19 protein-coding genes are annotated in these 21,697 nt (G+C 73.3%); 11 read left to right on the forward strand and 8 right to left on the reverse strand.

What is annotated here, in order from left to right:
- The first annotated feature begins 69 nt into the window (after positions 1-69).
- From hutH to ACGFS9_RS18980, 3 genes are all read left to right on the forward strand, one after another.
- Positions 70-1,608 (forward strand): histidine ammonia-lyase, encoded by a 1,539-nt coding sequence (hutH, locus tag ACGFS9_RS18970; RefSeq protein ID WP_393254667.1) that lies wholly within the window; start codon positions 70-72, stop codon positions 1,606-1,608.
- A gap of 523 nt (positions 1,609-2,131) precedes the next feature.
- Positions 2,132-2,335, forward strand: a complete 204-nt coding sequence (locus ACGFS9_RS18975; RefSeq protein ID WP_030362889.1) for a cold-shock protein — start codon at positions 2,132-2,134, stop codon at positions 2,333-2,335.
- Positions 2,336-2,469: 134 nt separating this feature from the next.
- A complete protein-coding gene (locus ACGFS9_RS18980) occupies positions 2,470-4,209 on the forward strand; it encodes a DEAD/DEAH box helicase (RefSeq protein WP_393254542.1) in 1,740 nt (579 codons plus the stop codon).
- A gap of 240 nt (positions 4,210-4,449) precedes the next feature.
- Here the strand turns inward: ACGFS9_RS18980 and ACGFS9_RS18985 are convergent, their stop codons facing one another.
- A complete protein-coding gene (locus ACGFS9_RS18985; RefSeq protein WP_393254543.1) occupies positions 4,450-5,202 on the reverse strand; it encodes a DUF2625 family protein in 753 nt (250 codons plus the stop codon).
- A gap of 56 nt (positions 5,203-5,258) precedes the next feature.
- On the reverse strand, positions 5,259-5,591 hold the full coding sequence (locus tag ACGFS9_RS18990) for a hypothetical protein (RefSeq protein WP_393254544.1): 333 nt from the start codon (positions 5,589-5,591) through the stop codon (positions 5,259-5,261).
- A 110-nt stretch (positions 5,592-5,701) separates the two neighbouring features.
- On the opposite strand from ACGFS9_RS18990, the gene ACGFS9_RS18995 reads away from it, so the two are divergent.
- The 5 genes from ACGFS9_RS18995 (at position 5,702) to ACGFS9_RS19015 (ending at position 10,741) form a co-directional block, all read left to right on the forward strand.
- A complete protein-coding gene (locus ACGFS9_RS18995) occupies positions 5,702-6,043 on the forward strand; it encodes a hypothetical protein (RefSeq protein WP_393254546.1) in 342 nt (113 codons plus the stop codon).
- Positions 6,044-6,267: 224 nt separating this feature from the next.
- Entirely contained in the window at positions 6,268-7,524 is a 1,257-nt protein-coding gene (locus ACGFS9_RS19000; RefSeq protein ID WP_393254547.1) for an Ig-like domain-containing protein, read from the forward strand.
- A 168-nt stretch (positions 7,525-7,692) separates the two neighbouring features.
- A complete protein-coding gene (locus ACGFS9_RS19005) occupies positions 7,693-9,150 on the forward strand; it encodes an ABC transporter permease (RefSeq protein ID WP_393254549.1) in 1,458 nt (485 codons plus the stop codon).
- A gap of 44 nt (positions 9,151-9,194) precedes the next feature.
- Positions 9,195-9,878, forward strand: a complete 684-nt coding sequence (locus ACGFS9_RS19010; RefSeq protein WP_393254550.1) for an ABC transporter ATP-binding protein — start codon at positions 9,195-9,197, stop codon at positions 9,876-9,878.
- A gap of 92 nt (positions 9,879-9,970) precedes the next feature.
- Positions 9,971-10,741, forward strand: coding sequence for a group II truncated hemoglobin (locus ACGFS9_RS19015; protein WP_393254551.1), 771 nt, complete (start codon positions 9,971-9,973; stop codon positions 10,739-10,741).
- Between the two features lie 66 nt (positions 10,742-10,807).
- Here ACGFS9_RS19015 and ACGFS9_RS19020 read toward each other — a convergent pair whose 3' ends face one another.
- A complete protein-coding gene (locus ACGFS9_RS19020) occupies positions 10,808-11,722 on the reverse strand; it encodes a helix-turn-helix domain-containing protein (RefSeq protein ID WP_393254553.1) in 915 nt (304 codons plus the stop codon).
- 181 nt (positions 11,723-11,903) lie between these two features.
- Between ACGFS9_RS19020 and ACGFS9_RS19025 the strand changes: the two genes are divergently transcribed.
- Complete coding sequence (locus tag ACGFS9_RS19025) at positions 11,904-12,944, forward strand: NAD(P)-dependent alcohol dehydrogenase (protein ID WP_393254554.1); 1,041 nt, start codon at positions 11,904-11,906, stop codon at positions 12,942-12,944.
- A 154-nt stretch (positions 12,945-13,098) separates the two neighbouring features.
- On the opposite strand, the gene ACGFS9_RS19030 is transcribed toward ACGFS9_RS19025, so the two are convergent.
- Complete coding sequence (locus tag ACGFS9_RS19030) at positions 13,099-13,329, reverse strand: hypothetical protein (RefSeq protein WP_393254556.1); 231 nt, start codon at positions 13,327-13,329, stop codon at positions 13,099-13,101.
- A gap of 54 nt (positions 13,330-13,383) precedes the next feature.
- On the reverse strand, positions 13,384-16,185 hold the full coding sequence (locus tag ACGFS9_RS19035) for a type 2 lanthipeptide synthetase LanM family protein (RefSeq protein ID WP_393254558.1): 2,802 nt from the start codon (positions 16,183-16,185) through the stop codon (positions 13,384-13,386).
- A 162-nt stretch (positions 16,186-16,347) separates the two neighbouring features.
- Here ACGFS9_RS19035 and ACGFS9_RS19040 point away from each other — a divergent pair, with 162 nt between their 5' ends.
- Entirely contained in the window at positions 16,348-19,278 is a 2,931-nt protein-coding gene (locus ACGFS9_RS19040) for a helix-turn-helix transcriptional regulator (protein ID WP_393254559.1), read from the forward strand.
- A gap of 472 nt (positions 19,279-19,750) precedes the next feature.
- On the forward strand, positions 19,751-20,650 hold the full coding sequence (locus ACGFS9_RS19045; protein WP_393254561.1) for a hypothetical protein: 900 nt from the start codon (positions 19,751-19,753) through the stop codon (positions 20,648-20,650).
- Positions 20,651-20,929: 279 nt separating this feature from the next.
- Here ACGFS9_RS19045 and ACGFS9_RS19050 read toward each other — a convergent pair whose 3' ends face one another.
- From ACGFS9_RS19050 to ACGFS9_RS19060, 3 genes are all read right to left on the reverse strand, one after another.
- Positions 20,930-21,061, reverse strand: coding sequence for an LxmA leader domain family RiPP (locus tag ACGFS9_RS19050; RefSeq protein ID WP_393254563.1), 132 nt, complete (start codon positions 21,059-21,061; stop codon positions 20,930-20,932).
- A 14-nt stretch (positions 21,062-21,075) separates the two neighbouring features.
- Positions 21,076-21,234 carry an LxmA leader domain family RiPP gene (locus ACGFS9_RS19055; RefSeq protein WP_393254564.1) on the reverse strand — a complete coding sequence of 53 codons (159 nt, stop codon included), beginning with the start codon at positions 21,232-21,234 and terminating at the stop codon, positions 21,076-21,078.
- Positions 21,235-21,415: 181 nt separating this feature from the next.
- Positions 21,416-21,577 carry an LxmA leader domain family RiPP gene (locus ACGFS9_RS19060; protein ID WP_393254566.1) on the reverse strand — a complete coding sequence of 54 codons (162 nt, stop codon included), beginning with the start codon at positions 21,575-21,577 and terminating at the stop codon, positions 21,416-21,418.
- Positions 21,578-21,697 lie beyond the last annotated feature (120 nt).

Here is a 21,697-nt window from a genome sequence, read left to right on the forward strand (position 1 = left end):
AGTAAGGGGCCAACCCGCCGTCCACTAGTGACATCATCGAATTCACTGCGTACGCTCCTGAATATGGATATGCACACTGTGGTGGTGGGGACGTCCGGGGTGACCGCGTCCGACGTACTCGCCGTGGCGCGCGGCGGCGCCCGGATCGAACTCTCCGGCGAGGCGATGGCGGCCCTGGCCGCGGCGCGCGAGATCGTCGACGCCCTGGCGGCCAAGCCGGAGCCCGTCTACGGCGTCTCCACCGGCTTCGGGGCCCTGGCCTCCCGGCACATCAGCCCGGAGCTGCGCGCACAGTTGCAGCGCAACATCGTCCGCTCGCACGCCGCCGGAATGGGTCCGCGGGTCGAGCGCGAGGTCGTCCGGGCGCTGATGTTCCTGCGCCTCAAGACGGTGTGCTCCGGGCGCACCGGCGTGCGGCCCGAGGTCGCCCGCACCATGGCCGACCTCCTCAACGCGGGCATCACCCCGGTCGTGCACGAGTACGGCTCGCTCGGCTGCTCGGGCGACCTCGCCCCGCTGTCCCACTGCGCGCTGACGCTGATGGGGGAGGGGGACGCCGAAGGCCCCGACGGCGTCGTCCGCCCGGCCGCCGAACTCCTCGCCGAGCACGGCATCGACGCCGTCGAACTCCGTGAGAAGGAGGGGCTCGCCCTCCTCAACGGCACCGACGGCATGCTCGGCATGCTGGTCATGGCCCTCGCCGACCTGGAGACGCTCTACAAGTCCGCCGACGTCACCGCCGCGCTCTCCCTGGAGGCGCTGCTCGGCACGGACAAGGTGCTCGCCCCCGAGCTGCACGCCATCCGCCCGCACCCCGGCCAGGGTGCCAGCGCCGCCAACATGCTGGCCGTGCTGAAGGGTTCGGAGCTGACCGGCCATCACCAGGACGACGCCCCGCGCGTCCAGGACGCCTACTCCGTGCGCTGCGCCCCGCAGGTGGCCGGCGCCGGCCGGGACACCCTCGCCCACGCCCGCACGGTCGCCGAGCGCGAACTGGCCGCCGCCGTCGACAATCCCGTGGTGCTGCCCGACGGGCGGGTGGAGTCCAACGGCAACTTCCACGGCGCCCCGGTCGCCTACGTCCTGGACTTCCTCGCCATCGCCGCCGCCGACCTCGGCTCGATCGCCGAGCGCCGCACCGACCGGCTGCTCGACAAGAACCGCAGCCACGGCCTGCCGCCGTTCCTCGCGGACGACGCCGGCGTCGACTCGGGGCTGATGATCGCCCAGTACACGCAGGCCGCCCTGGTCAGCGAGATGAAGCGGCTCGCCGTACCGGCGTCCGCGGACTCCATCCCCTCCTCCGCCATGCAGGAGGACCACGTCTCCATGGGCTGGTCGGCCGCGCGCAAGCTCCGCACCGCGGTAGGCAACCTGGCCCGCATCGTGGCGATCGAGCTGTACGCCGCCACCCGCGCGGTCGAACTGCGCACGGGGCTGGCCCCCGCCCCCGCCTCGCAGGCGGTGATCGACGCCGTCCGCGCGGCCGGCGTCCGGGGGCCCGGCCCGGACCGCTTCCTCGCCCCCGACCTGGAGGCGGCGGACGCGTTCGTGCGCGCGGGCGGCGTGCTCGCCGCGGTGGAGCCGGTGACGGGCCCGCTCGCCTGAGGGGACTCCCGTAGGGACGGTGCGCGAAAGTCCCTCCGGTCGCCCCCGGGGCGGGCTGCACGGCGCGAGTGCGTGCACGGCGTCGCGCGGCAGGAGGGACTTTCGCAACACGCCCGAGGACGTCGCACGGCAGAGGGGCTTTCGCATCACCCGCTGGACGCGCGGTGGGCGCCGTTCGCCGCGGCGGTCCGGTGGTGCCCGCCGGGGTGCCGAACCGGACGGGCACGGGCGGGTGCATACTCGGAACGACGGGCGGCGGCTCGTCGCCGCGTCCGCGACGGCCGCGAGGGCCGGGCGGATTCGCGCAGGCGGGACGGGGCGAGCGGGTGGCCGGCGGCGGCCCGCGCACCCCGCCGCGCAGCGATGCGGCGGGGTGTGCTACTGTCTCATTGATACGTTTTTGGTACCCATTTACTTTGTGCGCCTGATCGGAATCCTCCGCAGGCGCGTTTTGTTTTACCGGCATCTCCGGCATTACCGGTGCATGCTCCGGATGGGGCCTCTACCTGTTCAGGAGAACAACATGGCTACCGGCACCGTGAAGTGGTTCAACTCGGAAAAGGGCTTCGGCTTCATCGAGCAGGACGGCGGCGGCCCCGACGTCTTCGCGCACTACTCGAACATCGCGAGCTCCGGCTTCCGTGAGCTCCTCGAGGGCCAGAAGGTCTCCTTCGAGGTCACGCAGGGCCAGAAGGGCCTGCAGGCGGAGAACATCGTTCCCGCCTAGTTCGCGACGCGCTTTTCCAGAGCCGGGTCCCGCGCCTTCGGGCGCGGGTCCCGGCTCGCGCTGTGACAGCTCATGCAGGTGGTGAGCGCTGTGTGTGCAGTCCGTGGGGCCCAGGAAGGAAATCCAGATCCAGCATGACTCGATCCGAACGTCCCGTCCGTAAGCGGCCGGCGAACGCACGCGCCGGACAGGCCGGCGGTTCCGCCGGGAACTCCGGACGCTCCGGCGGCCGGGGCGCGGGCCGCGGCCCCGCCCGCAAGGTGACACCCCCGCAGGAGTTCTCGCTCCCCGAGACCGTCACCCCGGCGCTGCCCGCCGTCGAGTCCTTCGACGCGCTGGACATGCCCGCCGCCCTGACGAAGACCCTCGCGGCGCAGGGCGTCACCGAGCCCTTCCCGATCCAGGGCGCCACCCTGCCCAACTCCCTCGCCGGGCGCGACGTCCTCGGACGCGGGCGCACCGGCTCCGGCAAGACGCTCGCCTTCGGGCTCGCCCTCCTGGCCCGCACGGCCGGCCGCCGCGCCGAGCCGCGGCAGCCCCTCGCGCTCGTCCTCGTCCCCACCCGCGAACTCGCCCAGCAGGTCGACGACGCCCTGACGCCGTACGCCACCGCCGTGAACCTGCGCGTGGCCACCGCCGTCGGCGGGATGTCGATCGGCCGCCAGGCCGGCACGCTGCGCCGCGGCGTCGAGGTCCTCGTGGCCACCCCCGGGCGGCTCAAGGACCTCATCGAACGCGGCGACTGCGCGCTCGGCCAGGTCGCGATCACCGTCCTCGACGAGGCCGACCAGATGGCCGACATGGGCTTCATGCCGCAGGTCGTCGCGCTGCTCAAGCAGGTCGAGCCGGGCGGCCAGCGACTGCTGTTCTCGGCCACCCTCGACAAGAACATCGACCGGCTCGTCCGGATGTTCCTCACCGACCCCGTGGTGCACTCCGTCGACCCCTCCGCCGGGGCGGTCACGACGATGGAGCACCACGTGCTGCACGTCGCCGACGAGACCGACAAGAAGGCCGTCGCCCTGCGGATCGCCGCCCGCGACGGCCGGGTCATCCTCTTCGTCGACACCAAGCGCGGCGCCGACCGCTTCACCAAGCGGCTGCTCGCCAACGGTGTCCGCGCCTCCGCGCTGCACGGCGGGCGCAGCCAGCCGCAGCGCAACCGCACCCTCGACCAGTTCAAGAACGGTCAGGTCACCGCGCTCGTCGCCACCAACGTGGCGGCGCGCGGCATCCACATCGACGACCTCGACCTGGTGGTCAACGTCGACCCGCCGACCGACCACAAGGACTACCTGCACCGCGGCGGACGCACCGCCCGCGCGGGTGAGTCCGGCAGCGTCGTCACCCTCGTGCTCCCCGAGCAGAAGCGCGAGATGACCCGTCTGATGGCGGACGCCGGCATCACGCCACGCACCGCCCGCGTCAGCTCAGGGGACGAGGAACTCTCCCGCGTCACCGGCGCCCGCGAGCCCTCCGGCGTCCCCGTCGTGATCGAGGTTCCGGCCCAGCCCGAACCGGCCAAGCAGCGGCCCAAGTCGCGGCGCGCCACCGGGGGCGGCGCCAGGCGCCCCGCCGGCGGCGGGGCGGGCGCGCGCCAGGACGCCGCCGGGGCGGACGGCCGGTCGCGCCGGCAGCGCGGCGGCGGCAGGTCGGCCGCGGGCGCCGAGGGCGGCACCCGCCGTGCGAGCGGCGGCGCGGGCTCGTCCCGGCGCGCCGAGGGCGGCACCGGAGGCGGCCGCCGGGCCGACGGAGCCGGCGCGCCGCGCCGGGCCGAGGGAGGCGCCGGCACGGGCCGCTCCGGCGGCACCGGCCGCGGCGGGCGTCCCGCGCAGCGCGGCGGCCAGGGCGGCGGCGGGCGCAGGGCGGCCTGACGGCGTCCCGGATACGACCGGTGGCCTGCTTCCCCGCGAACCGCGGGGAAGCAGGCCACCGTCGTGTTCGGCCACCGTCGTGTTCGGCCACCGTCGTGTTCGGCCACCGTCGTGTTCGGCCACCGTCGTGTTCGGCCACCGTCGTGTTCGGGCTCCGCTTCCCGCGCGGCGCGACGGCCGGTGGCGGCCGGGTGTCCGGGAGGGCCGCGCGGGCCGGGGCCGCGTCGGGTGGGGGAGGGGTCAGACGGTGCCGAGGAACCCCGGGTCGATCTGGTCCAGTCTCAGGCCGAACTCGCGGTGCAGCCGGAGGATCTCGGCCAGGGGGGCGGGGCGGCGGCTGGTGGACATCAGGTCGCGGCGGGCCTCGGCCGACCACAGGTACGGCACGACGGACAGCCCCTGCACACCGGTCAGGGGACCGGACTCCGCGCGCCAGCCGGGCCAGCGCAGGGTGTCGTAGAAGCGGTCCGTGCCCTCGCCGAGGAGCCACTGGAGCCAGGCCGCGTGGCCGACCTCCAGCGCCTCCCACTTCAGGGAGTCCGGCGCGAAGTACACGATCTCGCCGGGGTGCCCCGGCCGCCCGGCCGCCTCCGGGTCGGGCCCGTTCAGGGCGAAGACGCCGCCCAGGACGTCGTGGCCCACGACGAGGCCGCCGCCCGCGGGGCGCCAGGCCGGGTCGACGTGCTCGGGGAAGTCGTTGACGTCGGCGAGCGAGGGAAGGTCCGTGGAGCCGCCCGGCAGTCCGGCCGGGGCGTCCTCGGCCGGACTGCCGTAGATCCGCACCCAGCCGCTGTCCAGGACCACCCCGCCGCATTCGAGCACCATGCCGCCCAGCCAGGACCGGGCGGTGACCTGGAGCTGTTGAAGGGTGGCGCGGCCCAGTGCGGGGTCCACGGGGAGGACCTCCATGGACACGCCGCTGGTGTCGAGCGCCCGGGCCAGCAGCGGCCAGGCCGGCTCCGCGACGTCGGTCAGCTCGCTCAGCTCTCGCATGGTTTCCCCACGGTTGTCCGGAACGCCGGTCGGCCGGCTCGGTGCGCCGGGCGCCGTCAGAGGGCCACGGAGCGCTCGCGGCGCACGGAGTACGCCACGAAACCGGCCCCGAGGCCGAGGAAGGCCGTGCCGCCGACGACGTACGGCGTCGTGTCCACGCTGCCGGTGTCGGCGAGTTGGGTGCCGGCGCCGGCGGGGGCCGCGTCCGGGCCGGTGTCCGACGCGGCGGGGGTTCCGGTCGCCGTGGCGTCGGCGGAGGCGGAAGCCGGTGCCGGACCGTGCGGGGACACGGAGTCCGGACTCGCGTTCGCGGACGGGACGAACCACAGGGCCCCCAGGAGGGTCCCTGCTGCGGTGGCGGTCAGCAACGATCGACGTGCGGCGGACACGAAATATCGATCCCCTTGTGGCGCTGGCGAATTGGCCGTGTGGGGCGATGCTAGTGAACGGCGCGGGTCGCGGGAAAGTCGCGCACCCCATGGGCCGTACGCTCCCTCCCATGAGTACCCCTGAGACGTCACGTTTCGTCCGCATTCGTGTCGAACTGGTGCTGGAGATCGGCGATGCCGGCGCGGTCGCCGAGGCCGCGCTCGGCAGGATCGCCGAGGAATCCCTGCCGGCCGGTGAGCGGGCGTACGCCGAGCGGGCCGTGACGGAGGACACGGCGGAGGCGCTCGCCTATCTCGTCGATCCGTTCGACCTGGTCGGTGATGTGCCCGGAACCGATCTCGCGCAGGCGTCCTGGAGCGCCGAACGCGTCGACTACGATCCCGATTCGCCTGACGGGGGCCTCGGCGAGGATGATGCGGACGAGGACGACGAGGACGACGTGCGCGGCTGACGCGTTTCGGGGGATTGACCGGCCCCGGGCGGCAACCGCCGCCCGGTTTTTCTCGTCTCCGCAGACGCACGGGCCACTCGCGTACCGCTCCGTCCGCGCGCCCGAACGTGGCGTGCCCCACACTTCCGCGGGAAGTGGAACGGGACGAACCGGTCGTAGCGTTGAAGGTTCTTACGGGGGCTCTCGTGTCTTTTCGGGATTCGGCGACGATGGAGAAGCGTGTGATGACGGACAGTAGGCGGCGCAAGGGTCTGACGGCCGCGTCCGCACTGCTCGGCGGGGTGCTGGTGCTCTCTGCGTGCAGCGGGGGCGAGGACAAGGCCGGTGCTCCGGAGGCCAGTGACGGCAGTTCGTCGCAGGCGAAGGTCGACGAGGCCGCGGCCAAGAAGACCTCCGAGGCCCAGATCAAGATCACGCCGAAGGACGGCTCCGACAACGCCTCGATCAACAACGGCACGGCGGTCGTGGTCAGCAAGGGCTCGCTCACCTCGGTGACGATGCGCACCGCGGACGGTACGGCCGTCGCCGGCCGGATATCCGCGGACAAGAAGAGCTGGAAGCCCAGCGCGCAGCTGAGTCGTGCGACCACCTACAAGATCGCCGCCGAGGCCGCCGACTCGTCGGGCCGCGTCGCCCACGAGAACGCCTCGTTCAGCACCGTCTCGCCCGCGAACAGCTTCATCGGCAACTTCACGCCGGAGGACGGCTCCACCGTCGGTGTCGGCATGCCGGTGTCGATCAACTTCGACAAGGCGATCACCGACAAGGCCGCGGTGCAGAAGGGGATCTCGGTCTCCTCCAGCAGCGGCCAGGAGGTCGTCGGGCACTGGTTCAGCGCCAACCGCCTGGACTTCCGCCCCGAGAAGTACTGGACCGGCGGCTCCACCGTCACCCTGAAGCTGAACCTCGACGGTGTCGAGGGCGCTGACGGCGTGTACGGCGTGCAGCAGAAGACGGTCACCTTCAAGATCGGCCGCAACCAGGTCTCCATCGTCGACGCCAAGTCCAAGACGATGAAGGTCACCCACGACGGCAAGACGATCAAGACCATCCCGATCTCCGCCGGTTCGCCCGAGAACAAGACCTACCAGGGCCAGATGGTGATCTCCGAGAAGTTCAAGGAGACCCGGATGGACGGCTCGACCGTCGGATTCAAGAACGACGAGGGCAAGGGCGAGTACGACATCAAGGACGTGCCGCACGCCATGCGCCTGTCCACGTCGGGCACCTTCATCCACGGCAACTACTGGGGCCCGAAGTCCATCTTCGGCTCCGCGAACACCAGCCACGGCTGCGTCGGCCTGTCCGACACCAAGGGCGCGGGCGACCCGGACACGCCCGCCGCGTGGTTCTACAACAACTCCCTGATCGGTGACGTGGTCGTCGTCGAGAACACCGGCGACAAGACCATCGCCCCGGACAACGGCCTCAACGGCTGGAACATGGACTGGTCGGCCTGGAAGGCCGGTTCGGCCGTCTGACCGCACGCGCGGTGCCCGCCGATGCGGCGGCGATCCTCCGGGGTCGCCGCCGCATCGGCGTTCCGCGTCCCGGGTCCCGTACGGGCGTCGCGGCCCGCCCGCGGCGTTCTCATGCTTCTTTTATTTCGGCCTTATCCCTTCGTCACGCGCCGTCCCTAGCTTGCGGCCATGTTCTTCACCTACCTGAGGCGCGAACTGCGCCGCCGCAGAAAGGCGGCCCTCGTCGTCGCCTCCGGGCTCGCCCTGGGCATCGCCCTTGTCATCGTGGTCAGCTCCGTCTCCTCGGGCATGGAGAAGGCCCAGGGCACGGTCCTCCAGTCGCTGTACGGGCTGGGAACCGACATGACCGTCACCAAGGCGGCCGAACCGGTCTCCGCCGGCAGCGAGCGCCCGCGCTTCTCCTTCGACGCGAACGACGGCGGCTCCGACGAGGAGCAGAGCAGCGACCGCGTCATGGTCCGGGGCTTCCAGACGCTGGCCTCCTCGACCGTCGCCGAGGTCGGCGGCCAGCAGGGCGTCGCGGACGCGGTCGGCGGCCTGAGCCTCCAGGTCGTCCGCGTCGACGGCAGGTTCACCCGCGGGAAGTTCGAGCAGGCCCCCGGGCAGGAGGGCGGCAGCCGGCGCGGCGGAGCCCAGCCCTCGCCCCAGGGCACCGTCAAGGGCGGCGGCGCCGACTTCGACGTCAACAACTACTCGGTCTACGGCACCGACGTCACCAAGCCCGCGCTGGGACCGCTGACCTCGTCGAAGATCACCGACGGCCGGACGTTCACCACCTCGGAGACCAACGCGAAGGTCGTGGTCGCCGACGTCTCCTACGCCCAGGAGAAGAAGCTCGACGTCGGCGGCACCGTCACCGTCAAGGACGTCACGTACAAGGTCATCGGCATCGCGACGCCGGACAGCGGGGACGCGGCGGCCAACCTGTACATGCCGCTCCGGCAGGCGCAGACGCTCGCCGGCGCCAAGGACAAGGTCACCACGATCTACGTCAAGGCGTCCGACTCGCAGCAGATCTCCAGCGTGAAGAGCGCCATCCGGAAGAACGTCTCGGGCACGACGGTCACCACCTCCGCCGACCTCGCCGACACCGTCTCCGGTTCCCTGTCCACCGCCTCCGACCTCGCGTCGAACGTGGGCAGGTGGCTGTCGATCGCGGTGCTGGTGGCCGCGTTCCTGGTCGCGGGACTGCTCACCTCCTCGGCCGTCTCCCGGCGCGTCCGCGAGTTCGGCACCCTCAAGGCGCTCGGCTGGACGTCGGGCCGGGTCACCCGCCAGGTGGTCGGCGAGGCCGTCGTCAACGGACTCGTCGGCGGCGTGCTGGGCATCGCCCTCGGGCTCGCGGGCGCCTACGCCGTCACCGAGATCAGCCCCACCCTCCAGGCGCAGCTCGGCGGATCGGGCGGCGGAGGCGGTGGCGGCGGTCTCGGCGGGGCCGGTTTCGGCGGGCCCGGCCGGCGGGCGGCGTCGCAGGCCCTCGACGTGGCGCTCACCGCGCCCGTCGGCGTCGACACGATCGCCGTCGCGGTCGCGCTGGCCGTGGCCGGCGGCCTGATCGCCGGTGCCTTCGGCGGCTGGCGCGCCTCCCGGCTGCGCCCGGCGGACGCGCTGCGCCGCGTCGAATAGCCCGGCCCCACCCCCTCACGCATCCCAGTCCCAGGAGCTGCACCATGTACGAACTCAGAGGCGTCACCAAGCGCTACGCGCGAGGCAAGGAGACGGTGGACGCGCTCGCCGGCGTCGACCTCACGATCGGGGACGGCGACCGGCTCGTCATCCAGGGCCCCACCGGCGGCGGGAAGTCCACCCTCCTGCAGATGCTCGGCGGCCTCGACCGCCCCACCGCGGGCAGCATCGAACTCGACGGCACGGACCTGGCGAAGCTGTCCGAGGCCAGGCTGACCCGGGTGCGCAGCGAGACCATCGGATTCGTCTTCCAGAGCTTCAACCTGATCCCCACACTCACCGCCCAGGAGAACGTCGAGACCGCGCTCGTACCGCTCGGCGTGAAGGCCGCGGAGCGGCGGGAGCGGGCCGCCGCCGCCCTGGCGTCGGTGGGCCTCGCCGAGCGGCTCGGCCACCTGCCCGCCGAACTGTCGGGCGGCCAGCAGCAGCGGGTGGCGATCGCCCGGGCCCTCGTCAAGCGGCCCAAGGTCCTGCTCGCCGACGAGCCCACCGGCAACCTCGACGAGTCCATGCGCGACGAGATCATGGACGTGCTCGAAGCCCTGTGGAAGGAGCACGGGCTGACCTTCATCATGGTCACGCACGACTCCTCGATCGCGAAGAGGGCACCGCGCCTCGTGACGATCCGCAAGGGGCTGATCACCGTCAAGGAGAACGCGAAGGCGTAGCGGGAAGGGCGCCGCGGGCGGGGCGCTGTGCCCGCAGCGAACGGACCGCCGGAAGCGGGGCCTTCGGCGGTCCGTTCGTGTTTGTGTGGAGCATGACCGTTTCGACAGTCGAATACATCCGCTACCGGATCGCCGCCGAGCAGTCGGCGCAGTTCCTCGCCGCCTGGACCCGCGCCGCGGCCCAGCTCGCCGCCGCCCCCGAATGCGTGGACTACGAACTCGCCCGCTCCGAGGACGACTTCGAGAACTACGTCCTGCGGATCACCTGGACGTCGACCGAGGCGCACCTCGAGGGATTCCGGCAGTCCGACCGCTTCCCCGTCTTCCTCGCCGAGATCGGGCCCTACGCCGACGCCGTCCAGGAGATGCGCCACTACAAGCCGACGGCCGTACGCGGCCGCGGCTCCGCCGTCCCCACGCTCTACGACTGGGCCGGCGGCGCCGAGGCGTTCACCCGGCTCACCGAGGTGTTCTACGACAAGGTCCGCAAGGACGACCTGCTCGCCCCGCTCTTCGCCGGACTCGCGCCCGAGCACGCCGCCCACGTCGCGGCCTGGCTCGGCGAGGTCTTCGGCGGCCCCACCCACTACTCCGACACCCAGGGCGGGCACGGCCACATGGTCGCGGCGCACCTGGGCAAGGGCATCACCGAGGCCCAGCGCCGCCGCTGGGTCGACCTGATCCAGGACGCGGCCGACGACGCCGCGCTCCCCACCGACGCGGAGTTCCGCTCCGCCTTCCTCGCCTACGTCGAGTGGGGCACGCGCCTGGCCGTCCTCTTCTCCGCCCCCGGCGCGGCCCCGCCCGCCGAACAGCCCGTACCGCGGTGGCACTGGGGAGCGGCCCCGCCGTACCGGCCCTGAGGGCCCGGCCGGGGGCGGAGGCGTCCGGGCCCACGGCCGGGCGAGGCGGGACGCCCGCCGTACGCCCTAGGAGGGCGAGGAGGCGCCCGCGCGGGTCGCGTCCGTGCCCCACGCGGCCAGCAGCCGCAGCGCCTCCGCCGACGGCGATCCCGGCTCGGCGTGGTACGTGACCAGCGCCAGCTCGGCGTCGTCCACCAGCCGGAACGACTCGTACCGCAGAGCGAGATCGCCGACCAGGGGGTGGCGCAGCAGCTTCACCCCGTGGCTCTTCTCCTTCACGTCGTGCGTCGCCCACAGCTGGCGGAAGTCCTCGCTCTTCACCGACAGCTCCCCGACCAGCGCCGACAGCCGCGGGTCGTCGGGGTGGCAGCCGGCGTCCATCCGCAGGTGACAGACGATGTCGATCGCCTTCTGCTCCCACTCCACGTACAGGTCGCGGTACTCGGGCCGCAGGAACACCATCCGCGCCCAGTTGCGGTCCTGGGGCGGCAGCTCCGACCAGTCGCCGAAGACGGCGGCGGCCATCCGGTTCCAGCAGAGCAGGTCCGAGCGCCGCCCGGTGATGTAGGCGGGGACGCCGTCCAGTGTGTCCAGCAGCTCCCGCAGCGGCCCGCGCACCTGCTGCGGGCGCGCTGCCTGCCGCTTCTTGTGCTGCTTGGGCTTGGCGAGGTGCGTGAGGTGGTTGTGCTCGGCGTCGGTCAGCCGCAGCGCCCGCGCGATCGCGTCGAGCACCTCCGCCGACACGTTCCGCCCGTTGCCCTGCTCCAGGCGCGTGTAGTACGCCACGGACACCCCGGCGAGCTGCGCCAGCTCCTCGCGGCGCAGTCCGGGCACCCGGCGGTGCCGACCGTGGTCCGGCAGACCCACGTCCCGGGGCTTGAGCCGGGCCCGGCGGGTGCGCAGGAACTCGCTCAGCTCGGCACGGCGGTCCAGCGGCATGCCCGCCTCGCCGGCGGACCTCGCGGAGGGGTGTTCGTCCATACGTCCAGTATTCCCGGTCGTACGCCCGCGAGCCTGACCCCGCCAGTGGTAGGACCGGCGAACGTACGCCAAGCCGTGACCTGGGTGAACACCGGAACATCGGGCAGGCTGAAAAGCGTGCCCGATGCGAGAGACCCGATCGCCGGGCACCGCACTGACCACTCTGGAGGAGAACCCCGGCATGACCACAGTCGCCGCGTACGCCGCTCCCGCCGCCAAGGCTCCGCTGGAGCGCACCACCATCGAGCGTCGCGAGGTCGGCGAGCACGACGTCCTGATCGACATCAAGTTCGCCGGCATCTGCCACTCCGACATCCACCAGGCCCGCGAGGGCTGGGGCGAGGCCATCTTCCCGATGGTCCCCGGCCACGAGATCGCCGGCATCGTCTCCGAGGTCGGCCCCGGCGTGACCAAGTTCAAGGTCGGCGACCGCGTCGGCGTCGGCTGCATGGTCGACTCCTGCCGCACCTGCGAGAACTGCCGCGCGGGCCTGGAGCAGTACTGCCTGAAGGGCAACGTCGGCACCTACAACGCGATCGGCAAGGACGGCGAGCCCACCTACGGCGGCTACTCGCAGAAGGTCGTCGTCGACGAGAACTACACCCTGCACATCCCCGAGGGCATCTCCCTCGACGTGGCCGCGCCGCTGCTCTGCGCCGGCATCACCACGTACTCCCCGCTGCGGCACTGGAACGCCGGTCCCGGCAAGAAGGTCGCCGTGCTCGGCATGGGCGGCCTCGGCCACATGGCCGTCAAGATCGCGCACGCGCTCGGCGCCGAGGTCACGGTCCTCTCCCAGTCGCTGCGCAAGAAGGACGACGGGCTGAAGCTGGGCGCCGCCCAGTACCACGCCACCAGCGACCCGAAGACCTTCGAGGACCTGCGCGGCACCTTCGACGTGATCCTCTCCACCGTCTCCGCGCCGCTGGACCTGGACGCCTACCTCTCCCTGCTGCGCACCGACGGCGCCTTCGTCAACGTCGGCGCCCCCGAGGAGCCGGTCCGGCTCAACCTGTTCTCGGTGATCGGCGGCCGCAAGACCCTCGCCGGCTCCGGCATCGGCGGCATCCAGGAGACCCAGGAGATGCTGGACTTCTGCGCGGAGCACGGCCTCGGCGCCGAGATCGAGCTGATCGCCGCGTCCGAGATCAACGACGCCTACGAGCGGGTGCTCGCCAGCGACGTCCGCTACCGCTTCGTGATCGACGCGGCCACGATCTGATCCGTACCGGCGGGGGCGCCGGCCGTCCCGGCGACAGCCTGGGGCGTTCCCCGGAGGAGACCCGATGGCGCGGGTCCCGGTCCTACGACCGGGACCCGCGCCATCCGCTCTCCCCGTCCGCGGTTCCACGCCGCACTCACGCGGCGCGAGCGGTCTAGGCCCAGCTGGTCATGGTCGGTGTGGGGTCACCGGCGGCCACCGCGGTCACGATCACGGCGCCGAGGGTCATCCCGGCGAGAATTCTCGCTCGGCGGGCGAAGACGTCCGTGCCGGACGCGTGCCCTTCGGAGTCCACGGCGGAACCGCCCGGCTCCTCCCGCTCCTGCTCCCGGTCCAGCTCCTCCGGCTCCTGCGCCGCGGCGAGTTCACGTTCCTGCTCCTGCATGTCGTGCTCCCTTCGATGGGGTGGTGTCTCCGGTGTCGGGCTGGTGCGGACGGGTCAGTTCCGCCCCGGTCCGGGCCGCAGGGCCAGGACCGAGGGCACGGCGGCGGGTTCGGCCAGGCGCAGCAGGCCGTAGCCGATCCCCGCGGTTCCGTACAGCAGGCCGGGGGTGGGCACCTCGTTCGGTGTGCCGCACCGGAGGCCGTACTGCTCGACGGCGCCGAGCAGACGACTGCCGCCGATGGTCGACAGGCGACGGGCCTCCGCGTACCCGGCCTGTTCCAGTTCGATGAGGACGTCGAGGATGCCGAGTTCGCCGGTGCACAGCGACTGGTCGCGCAGTGGCTCGTGCCCGGCGGCGGCATCGAGGAAGCTCCGGACCACCGGTTCGCCGCCGGGGCGTCCGGCCGCCGCCAGAGCCGCACCCGCCAGCCCCGTGCTCCAGCTCAGGTCCCGGCCGGGCGGAGGCGGCACGGGGGCGGCTCCCGCGGCCCAGCGCACACCGGCACCGCCGTGCAGGAAGCCCCCGGTCCGGTCGCGGTCGTCCAGCCGCTCGGCGAGCCGCCCGCCGAGTTCGCCGGCGAGGGGTTCGCCCGTCTCCGTGTGCACGGCGCGCAGGGCGGCGAGGCCGCCGGCCAGGCCGAGCCCGACACCCTGCCCGTGCTCGTCGGCCAGGGACGCGGCCAGCGCGCGCAGCGCGACGGACAGCGAGGCTCTGAGCCGGTCGTCGTCCAGCAGCGTCGCCAGGCGGCACAGCGCGTAGCAGATGCCGCCCACGCCGAAGAAGCCGCCGGGACCGACCTGTCGGGACAGCGCGGTGTGCCGGGCGAGGCCCTGGACGAGTCCCGGCAGCGCCGCGGCGGCTCGGCGCGCCACCGCGGTGTACCGCTCGATGCCGGTGAGCCGTCCCAGCTGTGCGAGGAACAGGGCGGGGCCGGGATGGCCGTCGCCCAGGCCCGCTCCGCACTGCTGCACCGCCCAGCGGGCTCCGTCCAGCCGCTCCAGGCCGATCCAGTTCGTGCGGGCGCTGTTCCGCACGGACGTGGCGATCACTTCGTCGCCCAGACGGCAGGCCAGGGCCAGCAGCCGGCCGCGCTCCAGGGGCTGAGGTGTCACCGGCCGGGCCGGCGCCGCGTCGGCGGCGGGCGCGGCCTTGGTCGCCAGTGCCGCGGCGATGAGCCACGCCTGACGCCGCAGATCGGCCTCGCTCATGCGGAGGATCTTCGCGCGCGCCGCGTCGAGCCCGGTGGCGTCGAGGGTGACGGGGACGAGGGCGCCGCGCGCCGTGTGCAGCGTCCGCGCGTCGGTCGTGCCGGTGAACAGCGGGATGTCGCCCGCCATCAGGTCCGACCGCTCGTGCACGGCCAGCTCCCGCAGATGTGCCGAGCCGGCCTCCGCGAACAGGGCCGAGAAGGCGGTGGCGCGGTCCTCCGGCCCGGTGAGCCGGTAGGGCTGGGTGGCCTCGGTCAGCATGGTGGCGTAGACGTGACTCGGCCGGACCACGACCCGGATCGGCAGCCCGGCGAAGGCGTCCAGCAGTCCGCCGGCCGCGGTCAGTTCCTCGGCGTGATCCAGGATGGAGCGGTATCCCGCGGCGAAGCCCGTCTGCAGGTGCGTTCCATAGGACAGGGGGTCGACCGGGTGTCCGTCGATCACCGGCCGGTTCGCGGCAGGCGCGTAGGGGACGGACCGTCGGACGATCCGCATCGTGTCGGTGCCCAGGTCGGTCCAGTCCGGTACCAGCAGCGCCTCGGAGCCGGAACCGTCGTGGCCCGCGCCGAACGCCGAGATGTCGACCTGGCCGGCCTCGATGTCCATCAGCCACGGGAGGAGGCCGGTGCGGGCCACCGAGTCGTTCAGCGCGGCGAGGGCCGGATCGTCGCCGTGGTCGGTCCGCGGCCGCCATGCCGGGTGGAACAGTGTCTCGACGTCGACGACGACCGGCTGACCGGCCCCGGCGATGACGTTCTCGCAGTGCAGGTCGACCGCGTCGATCGCGTAGCAGAGGGCGAGCAGCGCGCCCTGCCGCCGGTAGAACGCCTCCACCTCGCCCGCGTCCGCACAGGGCGACGCGGGGACGAACTCGGCCCATCCGTAGCCGTCGCGGGGCAGTACCGCGAGGGCGGCGGGCGCGAGGCCGGGCAGGATGCCGCGATACCACGCCAGCAACGCGTTCCAGCTCTGGTGCAGAGCGAGCGGCCGGGGCTTGTAGACGAGCCGCTCTCCGCAGGCGAACCGGAGCACCGCGACCGTCCGGCCCGCGTGACGGTCGCCCGCACCGAACCCGACCCCGACCAGCCGGGCTGTCGCGGCCGCCGGCAGCACGTCCACGGCCAGCGCCGCGCGGTCGCCGGCGAGCCGGTCGAGGAGCTCCGTGAGCGCGGTGACGGTGTCGATGCAGGCGTCGGTGAGCAGCCGGGCCAGCTCCGGGTGGCGTGCGAGCACATCGCCGAGCCGGTCGCGCCGGGCGAGCCGGCCCAGGAATCGCCGGTATCGGACGGGACCGGTCGTGCCACGGAGCTCGTCGGCGTCGCGGGCCGCGGCCAGTTCGGAGGCGAGCACGTGCCCGGCGAGGCGGGCCAGCCGCTCGGTCAGGGTCGCCGCGACCTCGGTCCACACCGAGTCCAGGTCCACGGACTCCGATGGGGCCCTCGGGGCGAGTAGCTCCCTGGCGGCCGTCGCGAACGGGCGCAGTGGGTGGGTCAGTTCGGCAAGGGTTCCGGCCTCGGTCGCCGGCGGCGGGGTGTCGGTGCCGGGGGCCAGCCCGAGTGCTCGCACGAGGAACGTCTCCCGCTCCTCCTCCGGCCGGCGTGCCGGGGCGGCCATGAGGGCCGTCTGCCTGTCCGTTCGCTTGTCCACGTCCCCCAGAGTGCCGAGCCTGCACGGGTCCGGCATGGGTATTCGTTGCCCAGATTCCCGCCGTGCCGCACTCCGCCCCGCCGGCCGGGTCCCGCCACCGGCCTCTCCGGCAGCCGCGCTGCGCCGAACTCCTGTGCAGAAAGCCCGAGTTACACTCCCGGCATGCGAACCCGTGCCGCCACCTACGTCGGCCGCCCCGCCGAACTGACGGCCCTGCGCGCACTTCTGGGGGAGGCCCGCGAGGGACGGGGCGTAGTCGCCTTCCTGACGGGTGAGCCCGGAATCGGCAAGTCGCGCCTGCTGAGGGAGGTTCTCGGCTGCGCCGTCGACGCCGAGATGCCGGTGCTGCGCGGACGGGGCAGTACGACCGGCCCCCCGGTGCCGTTCCGGCCGCTGGCGGAGGCCCTGATGTCCGTCGCGAGAACCCTGGACCCGGAGCTGGTGCGGCAACTCGGTCCGTACCGAAGGGTCCTGGGCCGCCTGGTGCCCGACTGGGAGGATCCCGGGGGCCAGTACGGGGACGCGTCCATGGTCGTGCTGGGCGAGGCGATTCTGCGGCTGACCGCTCTGGTGGGCCGCGACCGGGGGTGCGTGCTGGCACTCGACGACCTGCACGAGGCCGACCCGGAGACGCTCGCGGTGGTGGAGTATCTCGCGGGCAACCTGACGGGTCAGCCGGTCGCCGTGGTGGCCGCCGTGCGCACCGAGTCGCCGGAGGCCCACGAGCTGGCCGAGGACGTGTGCCGCCGCGGTGACGGCGTGGCGTTCCCGCTCGGCCGGCTCGGCCGACCCGAGGTCCATGAACTGGTCGCGACCTGCCTGGAGTCCGAGCCGTCGCTCATCCCCGCCGAGGTGTGCGACCGGCTGCTCCACGACAGCGCGGGCAACCCGCTCATGGTGGAGGAACTGCTGCACAGCATGCTCGCCACGGGCGAGCTCGTCTCGGTACGGGACAGCTGGGCGCTCGCGGACACCTCCGCCGGCACGGTGCCCCCGACCCTGGTCCGGCTGCTCAGTGCCCGCGCCGACCGGCTGGGCCCCGGAGGGTCGCGCCTGCTGTCCGTCGCGGCGCTGCTGGGGCGCCGATTCCAGCTCACCCTCCTCCAGGAGATCCTCGGCCTGGACGACCAGCGCCTGCTCAACGACGTGCAGTCCGCGGTGGACGCCCAGCTGCTGGCCCCCGACGAGCGGACGCCGGGCTGGTACGCGTTCCAGCACCCGCTCGCCGTCGACGCGCTGCGCAGCAGGATCGGACCCGGCGAACTGGCCCGGACCGCCCGGCAGGCTGCGGAGGCCGTGGAGGCGGTCCACCCGGGGCTGCCCGGAGAGTGGTGCCAGACGGCGGCCCGGCTGCGTGAACGGGCCGGTGAGCGCATGGCTGCCGCCCGGCTCTACCTGGAGTGCGGTCTGCGCGCCACACGCGCCGGGGCGCCCGGCTCGGCGGCCGTCGTGCTCGAGCGCGCCCGGTCGATGCTGAACGGCGTCGACGACGTCCTCGCCGACCACCGGACGCTGCTCTCCGAGGTGCTGGAGGCGCGGCTCCAGGCACTCGCCGACGACGGCCAGCTGGACCCTGCGCTGGCCCTGGTGGAGGAGCTGACCGCGCTGGCGCCCGGCGACCGCACCCGGCAGATCGACCGGCACATCCGGCTGGCCTGGGCCGCGCAGGTCGGCGGCCACTGGGCGCAGGGAGACGCCCAGGTGACGGCGGCCCGGACCCTGTTGCCGGGCGCGGCGACCGAGGAGCAGCTGGCGACGCTGGACGCGGTGGCGGCGTACCTGTCGGTGGTGAGCCCGGCTGCCGACCGCATGGACCGCTGTATCGAACTCGCTCGGAGCGCGGCACGGCGGGCGGAGAGCATCGGCCTGGCCCGGGTCGTCTGCCAGGCCTGGTACATCCTCGGATTCGCGCTGCGAGAACGGGACATGACCGAGTCGGACGCCGGCTTCCGCCGGGTCCTGGACTGTGCGGTCGAGCACGGCCTGACGGCGTGGCGCAACTACGCGCTCGTGGGGCTCGGCGGCAATGCCTGGCTCACGCGCGGGGATGCCGGGCCGCTGCGCCGGGCACACCGGGAACTGCTGGACGGCGGTGCGCTCACCCTCGCGCAGAACGCCGCCGCCGTACTCGGTCTGCACACGGTGCTCACCGCCGACTTCGAACGCGCCGAGCGGGAACTGGACGCGTGCCTGGCCGGCAGCCGCGGCCTGCGGTTGGTCGGGGTGACGCAGTACGTGCTCATGGCCAGGGTGGTGCTGGCCGCGCACCGTGGATTGCGCGACGACATGACGGAGGCGCTCGCCGAGTTCACCCGCCACGGCGGGGGCCGGTCCGGTGAGGTGATGCTGGTCCACGGTCTGGGGCGGACGTTCTGTGCGCTGCTGGAGGAGGACCGTGCCGCCGCGGAGGCCGAGATGGCCTGGGTCGCGGCGGAACAGGGCCGACGACAGAGTCCGTTCCATCTCGACGGGCACCACGGACTCGGACTGCTGCTCGACGTCCTGGCCGGGCGGGCCGACGAGGCGCGACTGCGCCGGGCCGCCGCCGCGGACGCGGCCACGATGCGGTGGAACCGGCACTTCGTGGCGCTCGCGGAGGCGGTGCTCGCCGGGCGCCGCGGCGATGCGAGGGCGGCGAGCGACGCGATGCGCCGGGCCGGACGCGACGCCGAGCCCTTCGGCATGGCCCGGCACCTCGGTTTGCGGCTGGTGGCGGAATCGGCGGTCGACGAGGGCTGGGGACACCCTCGGGACTGGCTGCGTGAGGCGGAGGAGTATTTCCACCGCCTGGAGGTGGGGCCGGTGGCCGGGGCCTGCCGGGCGTTGCTCCGGCGGCTGGGCGAGCCGGTGCGGCAGCGACGGTCCGGCACCGACCGCATTCCCGAGTCGCTGCGCCGACTCGGGGTCACGGCGCGCGAGTTCGAGGTACTGGAGATGATGCCCGGCAAGCCGAGCAACAAGACGTTGGCGGCGCGCCTGCACATCTCACCGCGGACGGTCGAGAAGCACGTCGCGAGTCTGTTGCAGAAGACCGGACTGCCGGATCGGGGCGCCCTGTGCGAACGGGTGGGTGAACTGCTGGCGGGGGAGTGAGCACCCGGCCGGTCGGGGGCGGCGAACGGCGTCTCGTGGGGCCCGTGGGCGTCCGGGCCCACCGCACGGCGGAGCCCCGGGCCGGAATCTGGGGCGCTGCCACCCATGTGGCGGGCTGCCGCGCGGCCGGATGATTCCCCTGCCGCGACCGCGGTGACCCACCACCCAGGACGCGCAGAGAGGGGCCGCCGTGGAACTCGACGAGCGGGCGAAGCCTCATCCGGCATCGAGCGGGCGAGCGGGCGGGGCGCCGGGCGCACCGGCTGCGGCTCCACGGACACGGCGGCCGCCGTGGGGGACGATCGCACCTCCGCGGCCGATCCGGACCGATACGGCCGAACTGGCCTGGTGGACCGCTCGGGACGCGTTCGGCCCCGCACCGGGCGGTCTCCGCCACCGGCCCTGTCCCGGCCCGGATGACGACCGTCCGGCGGCGCAGGAGGACGGCGCACTCGCGCGGCTGCGGTACGCCGTGCGGGCCGCCCGCAAGCGCCAGTGCCTGGGCCGGTACGGCGAGGCCGCCGCCCTGGGGGAGAGTGCGCTGAGGTGGGCCCGGCGGGCGGGTGCGACCGAGGGAGAACGGGCCTCCGTACTGGGTGTCCTCGGATTCTCGCTGCTGTACGGCCCCGAGCCCGTCTCCTCCGCGGTGCCCCGTCTCCGCACCCTGCTGAGTCGATACGGCGACCAGGGACCCGCCTGCCGTTTGGCGCTGGCCGGTCCGCTGGTGCTGTTGCACGCGATGCAGGGCCGCGATTCCCTCGCCCGCGCCGCTCTGGTCCTGGCCCGTTCCGCGGCGGCGGAGGCCGATCCACGGTGCGGTGCGGTGCTGCTGTCCGTGCTGGAAGCCCGCCTGGAGTCGCTGGCCGGGCGGACCACGCGTTCTGCCCGGCACCTGGCGGAGGCTCGGGACGCGGCCGCGTCCCTCGGCCTCGGCCCGGTGCGGGACGCGGTGCGCTGGGCGTCCGTGCGGCTGCTGACCGACGCGGGCCGGTACGAGGAGGCGGCCCGACGGCTGGCGGCCGGCGGCTCGCCGGTCGTGCGGACGGAGGGGCGCGGTGTGGCGTGCTCGGTGGACACGGCCGGTCCGGCGGGTCTGCTGGCACGGCTGGCGGCCGCCGAAGGGCGTGCCGAGGACGCCCGCGCGCTGGCGGACCGTGCGGTGGGCGAGGCGGCCGCGTCCGACTCGCCGTTGGTCCACGCACTGGCCCGGCTGGACCAGGCGGAGGTCCTCAGGCTGGCCGGCCGGGGAGAGGCGGCGCGGTACGCCGTCTGCCTGGCGGGGGAGGGCTTCGCGCGCAAGGGTCATGTCCCCGGTGTGCGCGACGCGGCCGCACGTCACGCGGCGCTGGCTCCGGCGGCGCGGCGCCGCTGACGGCCTGCTCCCGGACCGCCGGCACCGGAGCCGGGCGGCGGCTCCCGTGACCGCCTCGTCCGGCGGGTGCCGTGCCGGACGACCCCTGAGGGCGGGAAGGCCACCTCGGCCTTCCCGCCCTCAGGGTTTCTCGGTGTGCGTGCCCGGGGCGACGGCCGCGCCGCGTACGGCGTGGCCGGCCCGGCGCCGTGGCCGGACGGTCCGTCCCGGGACGGGTGCCGGTCCGAGCGGCGAGGGCACGGACCGGCCGGTGCGCCGGGACGGACCGTCCCGGCGGCCCTAGAACGTCGAGGACGTGATGGTGACGGTCCACGTCGTGAGTGTCGGCGGTATCTCCGCCACCACGGAGGACGCCAGTTCCTCCGCGTCCACGAAGGTCCGGTAGCCGTCGATGAGGTCCTGGGCGGTCATGGCGTCGGCCCCCTTCAGCAGGTGTGCTCGGCGGTCAGCGACAGGGACACACCGATGGTGATGGTGATGGTGGGCGTCGACTGCTCGTCGGCGACCCCGACCGCCGCCTGTGCGGCGAGCTCGCCCGCGTCGGTGTAGGCGTCGAAACCGTTCATCAGATCCTGGACGGACATCGTGTCTCCTCGGTGATGGTGATGATGATGGACAAGCTCAGTCAAAAAGCGTGACATGACTAGTCATGCGCGAGGGTGTTCCGGGTCCCCTTTCGGACGGGATGGGTCCGCAGGGGGGAGGGGCTTGGCGCCGCCGGCTCCGGGCGGGCCGGAGTCGGCCCCGGTGGCGGGGAGGTCGCGGTCAGCAGCCCGTGTCGTAGGTGTGCACCACGCTGATCAGGCTCACGGTGATGGTGATGGTCGGCGTGGACTGCTCCTCGGCGACCCCGTTGACGGGCTCCGCGGCCAGCTCGGCGGCGTCGGTGTAGGCGTCGAAGCCGCTCATCAGGTTCTGGGTGGACATGGGTGTCTCCTGTCGGTGAGGCGTGATTCCCGTCCCGGCCGGGGGTCCCCGCCGGGTGTGACTCCTTTGTAGGCCCATCGCGTCGGCGTGTCAATAACGATGACTAAATCTGTCATGTCG

Source organism: Streptomyces sp. NPDC048566, assembly GCF_043199735.1.
Classification (GTDB): Bacteria; Actinomycetota; Actinomycetes; order Streptomycetales; family Streptomycetaceae; genus Streptomyces.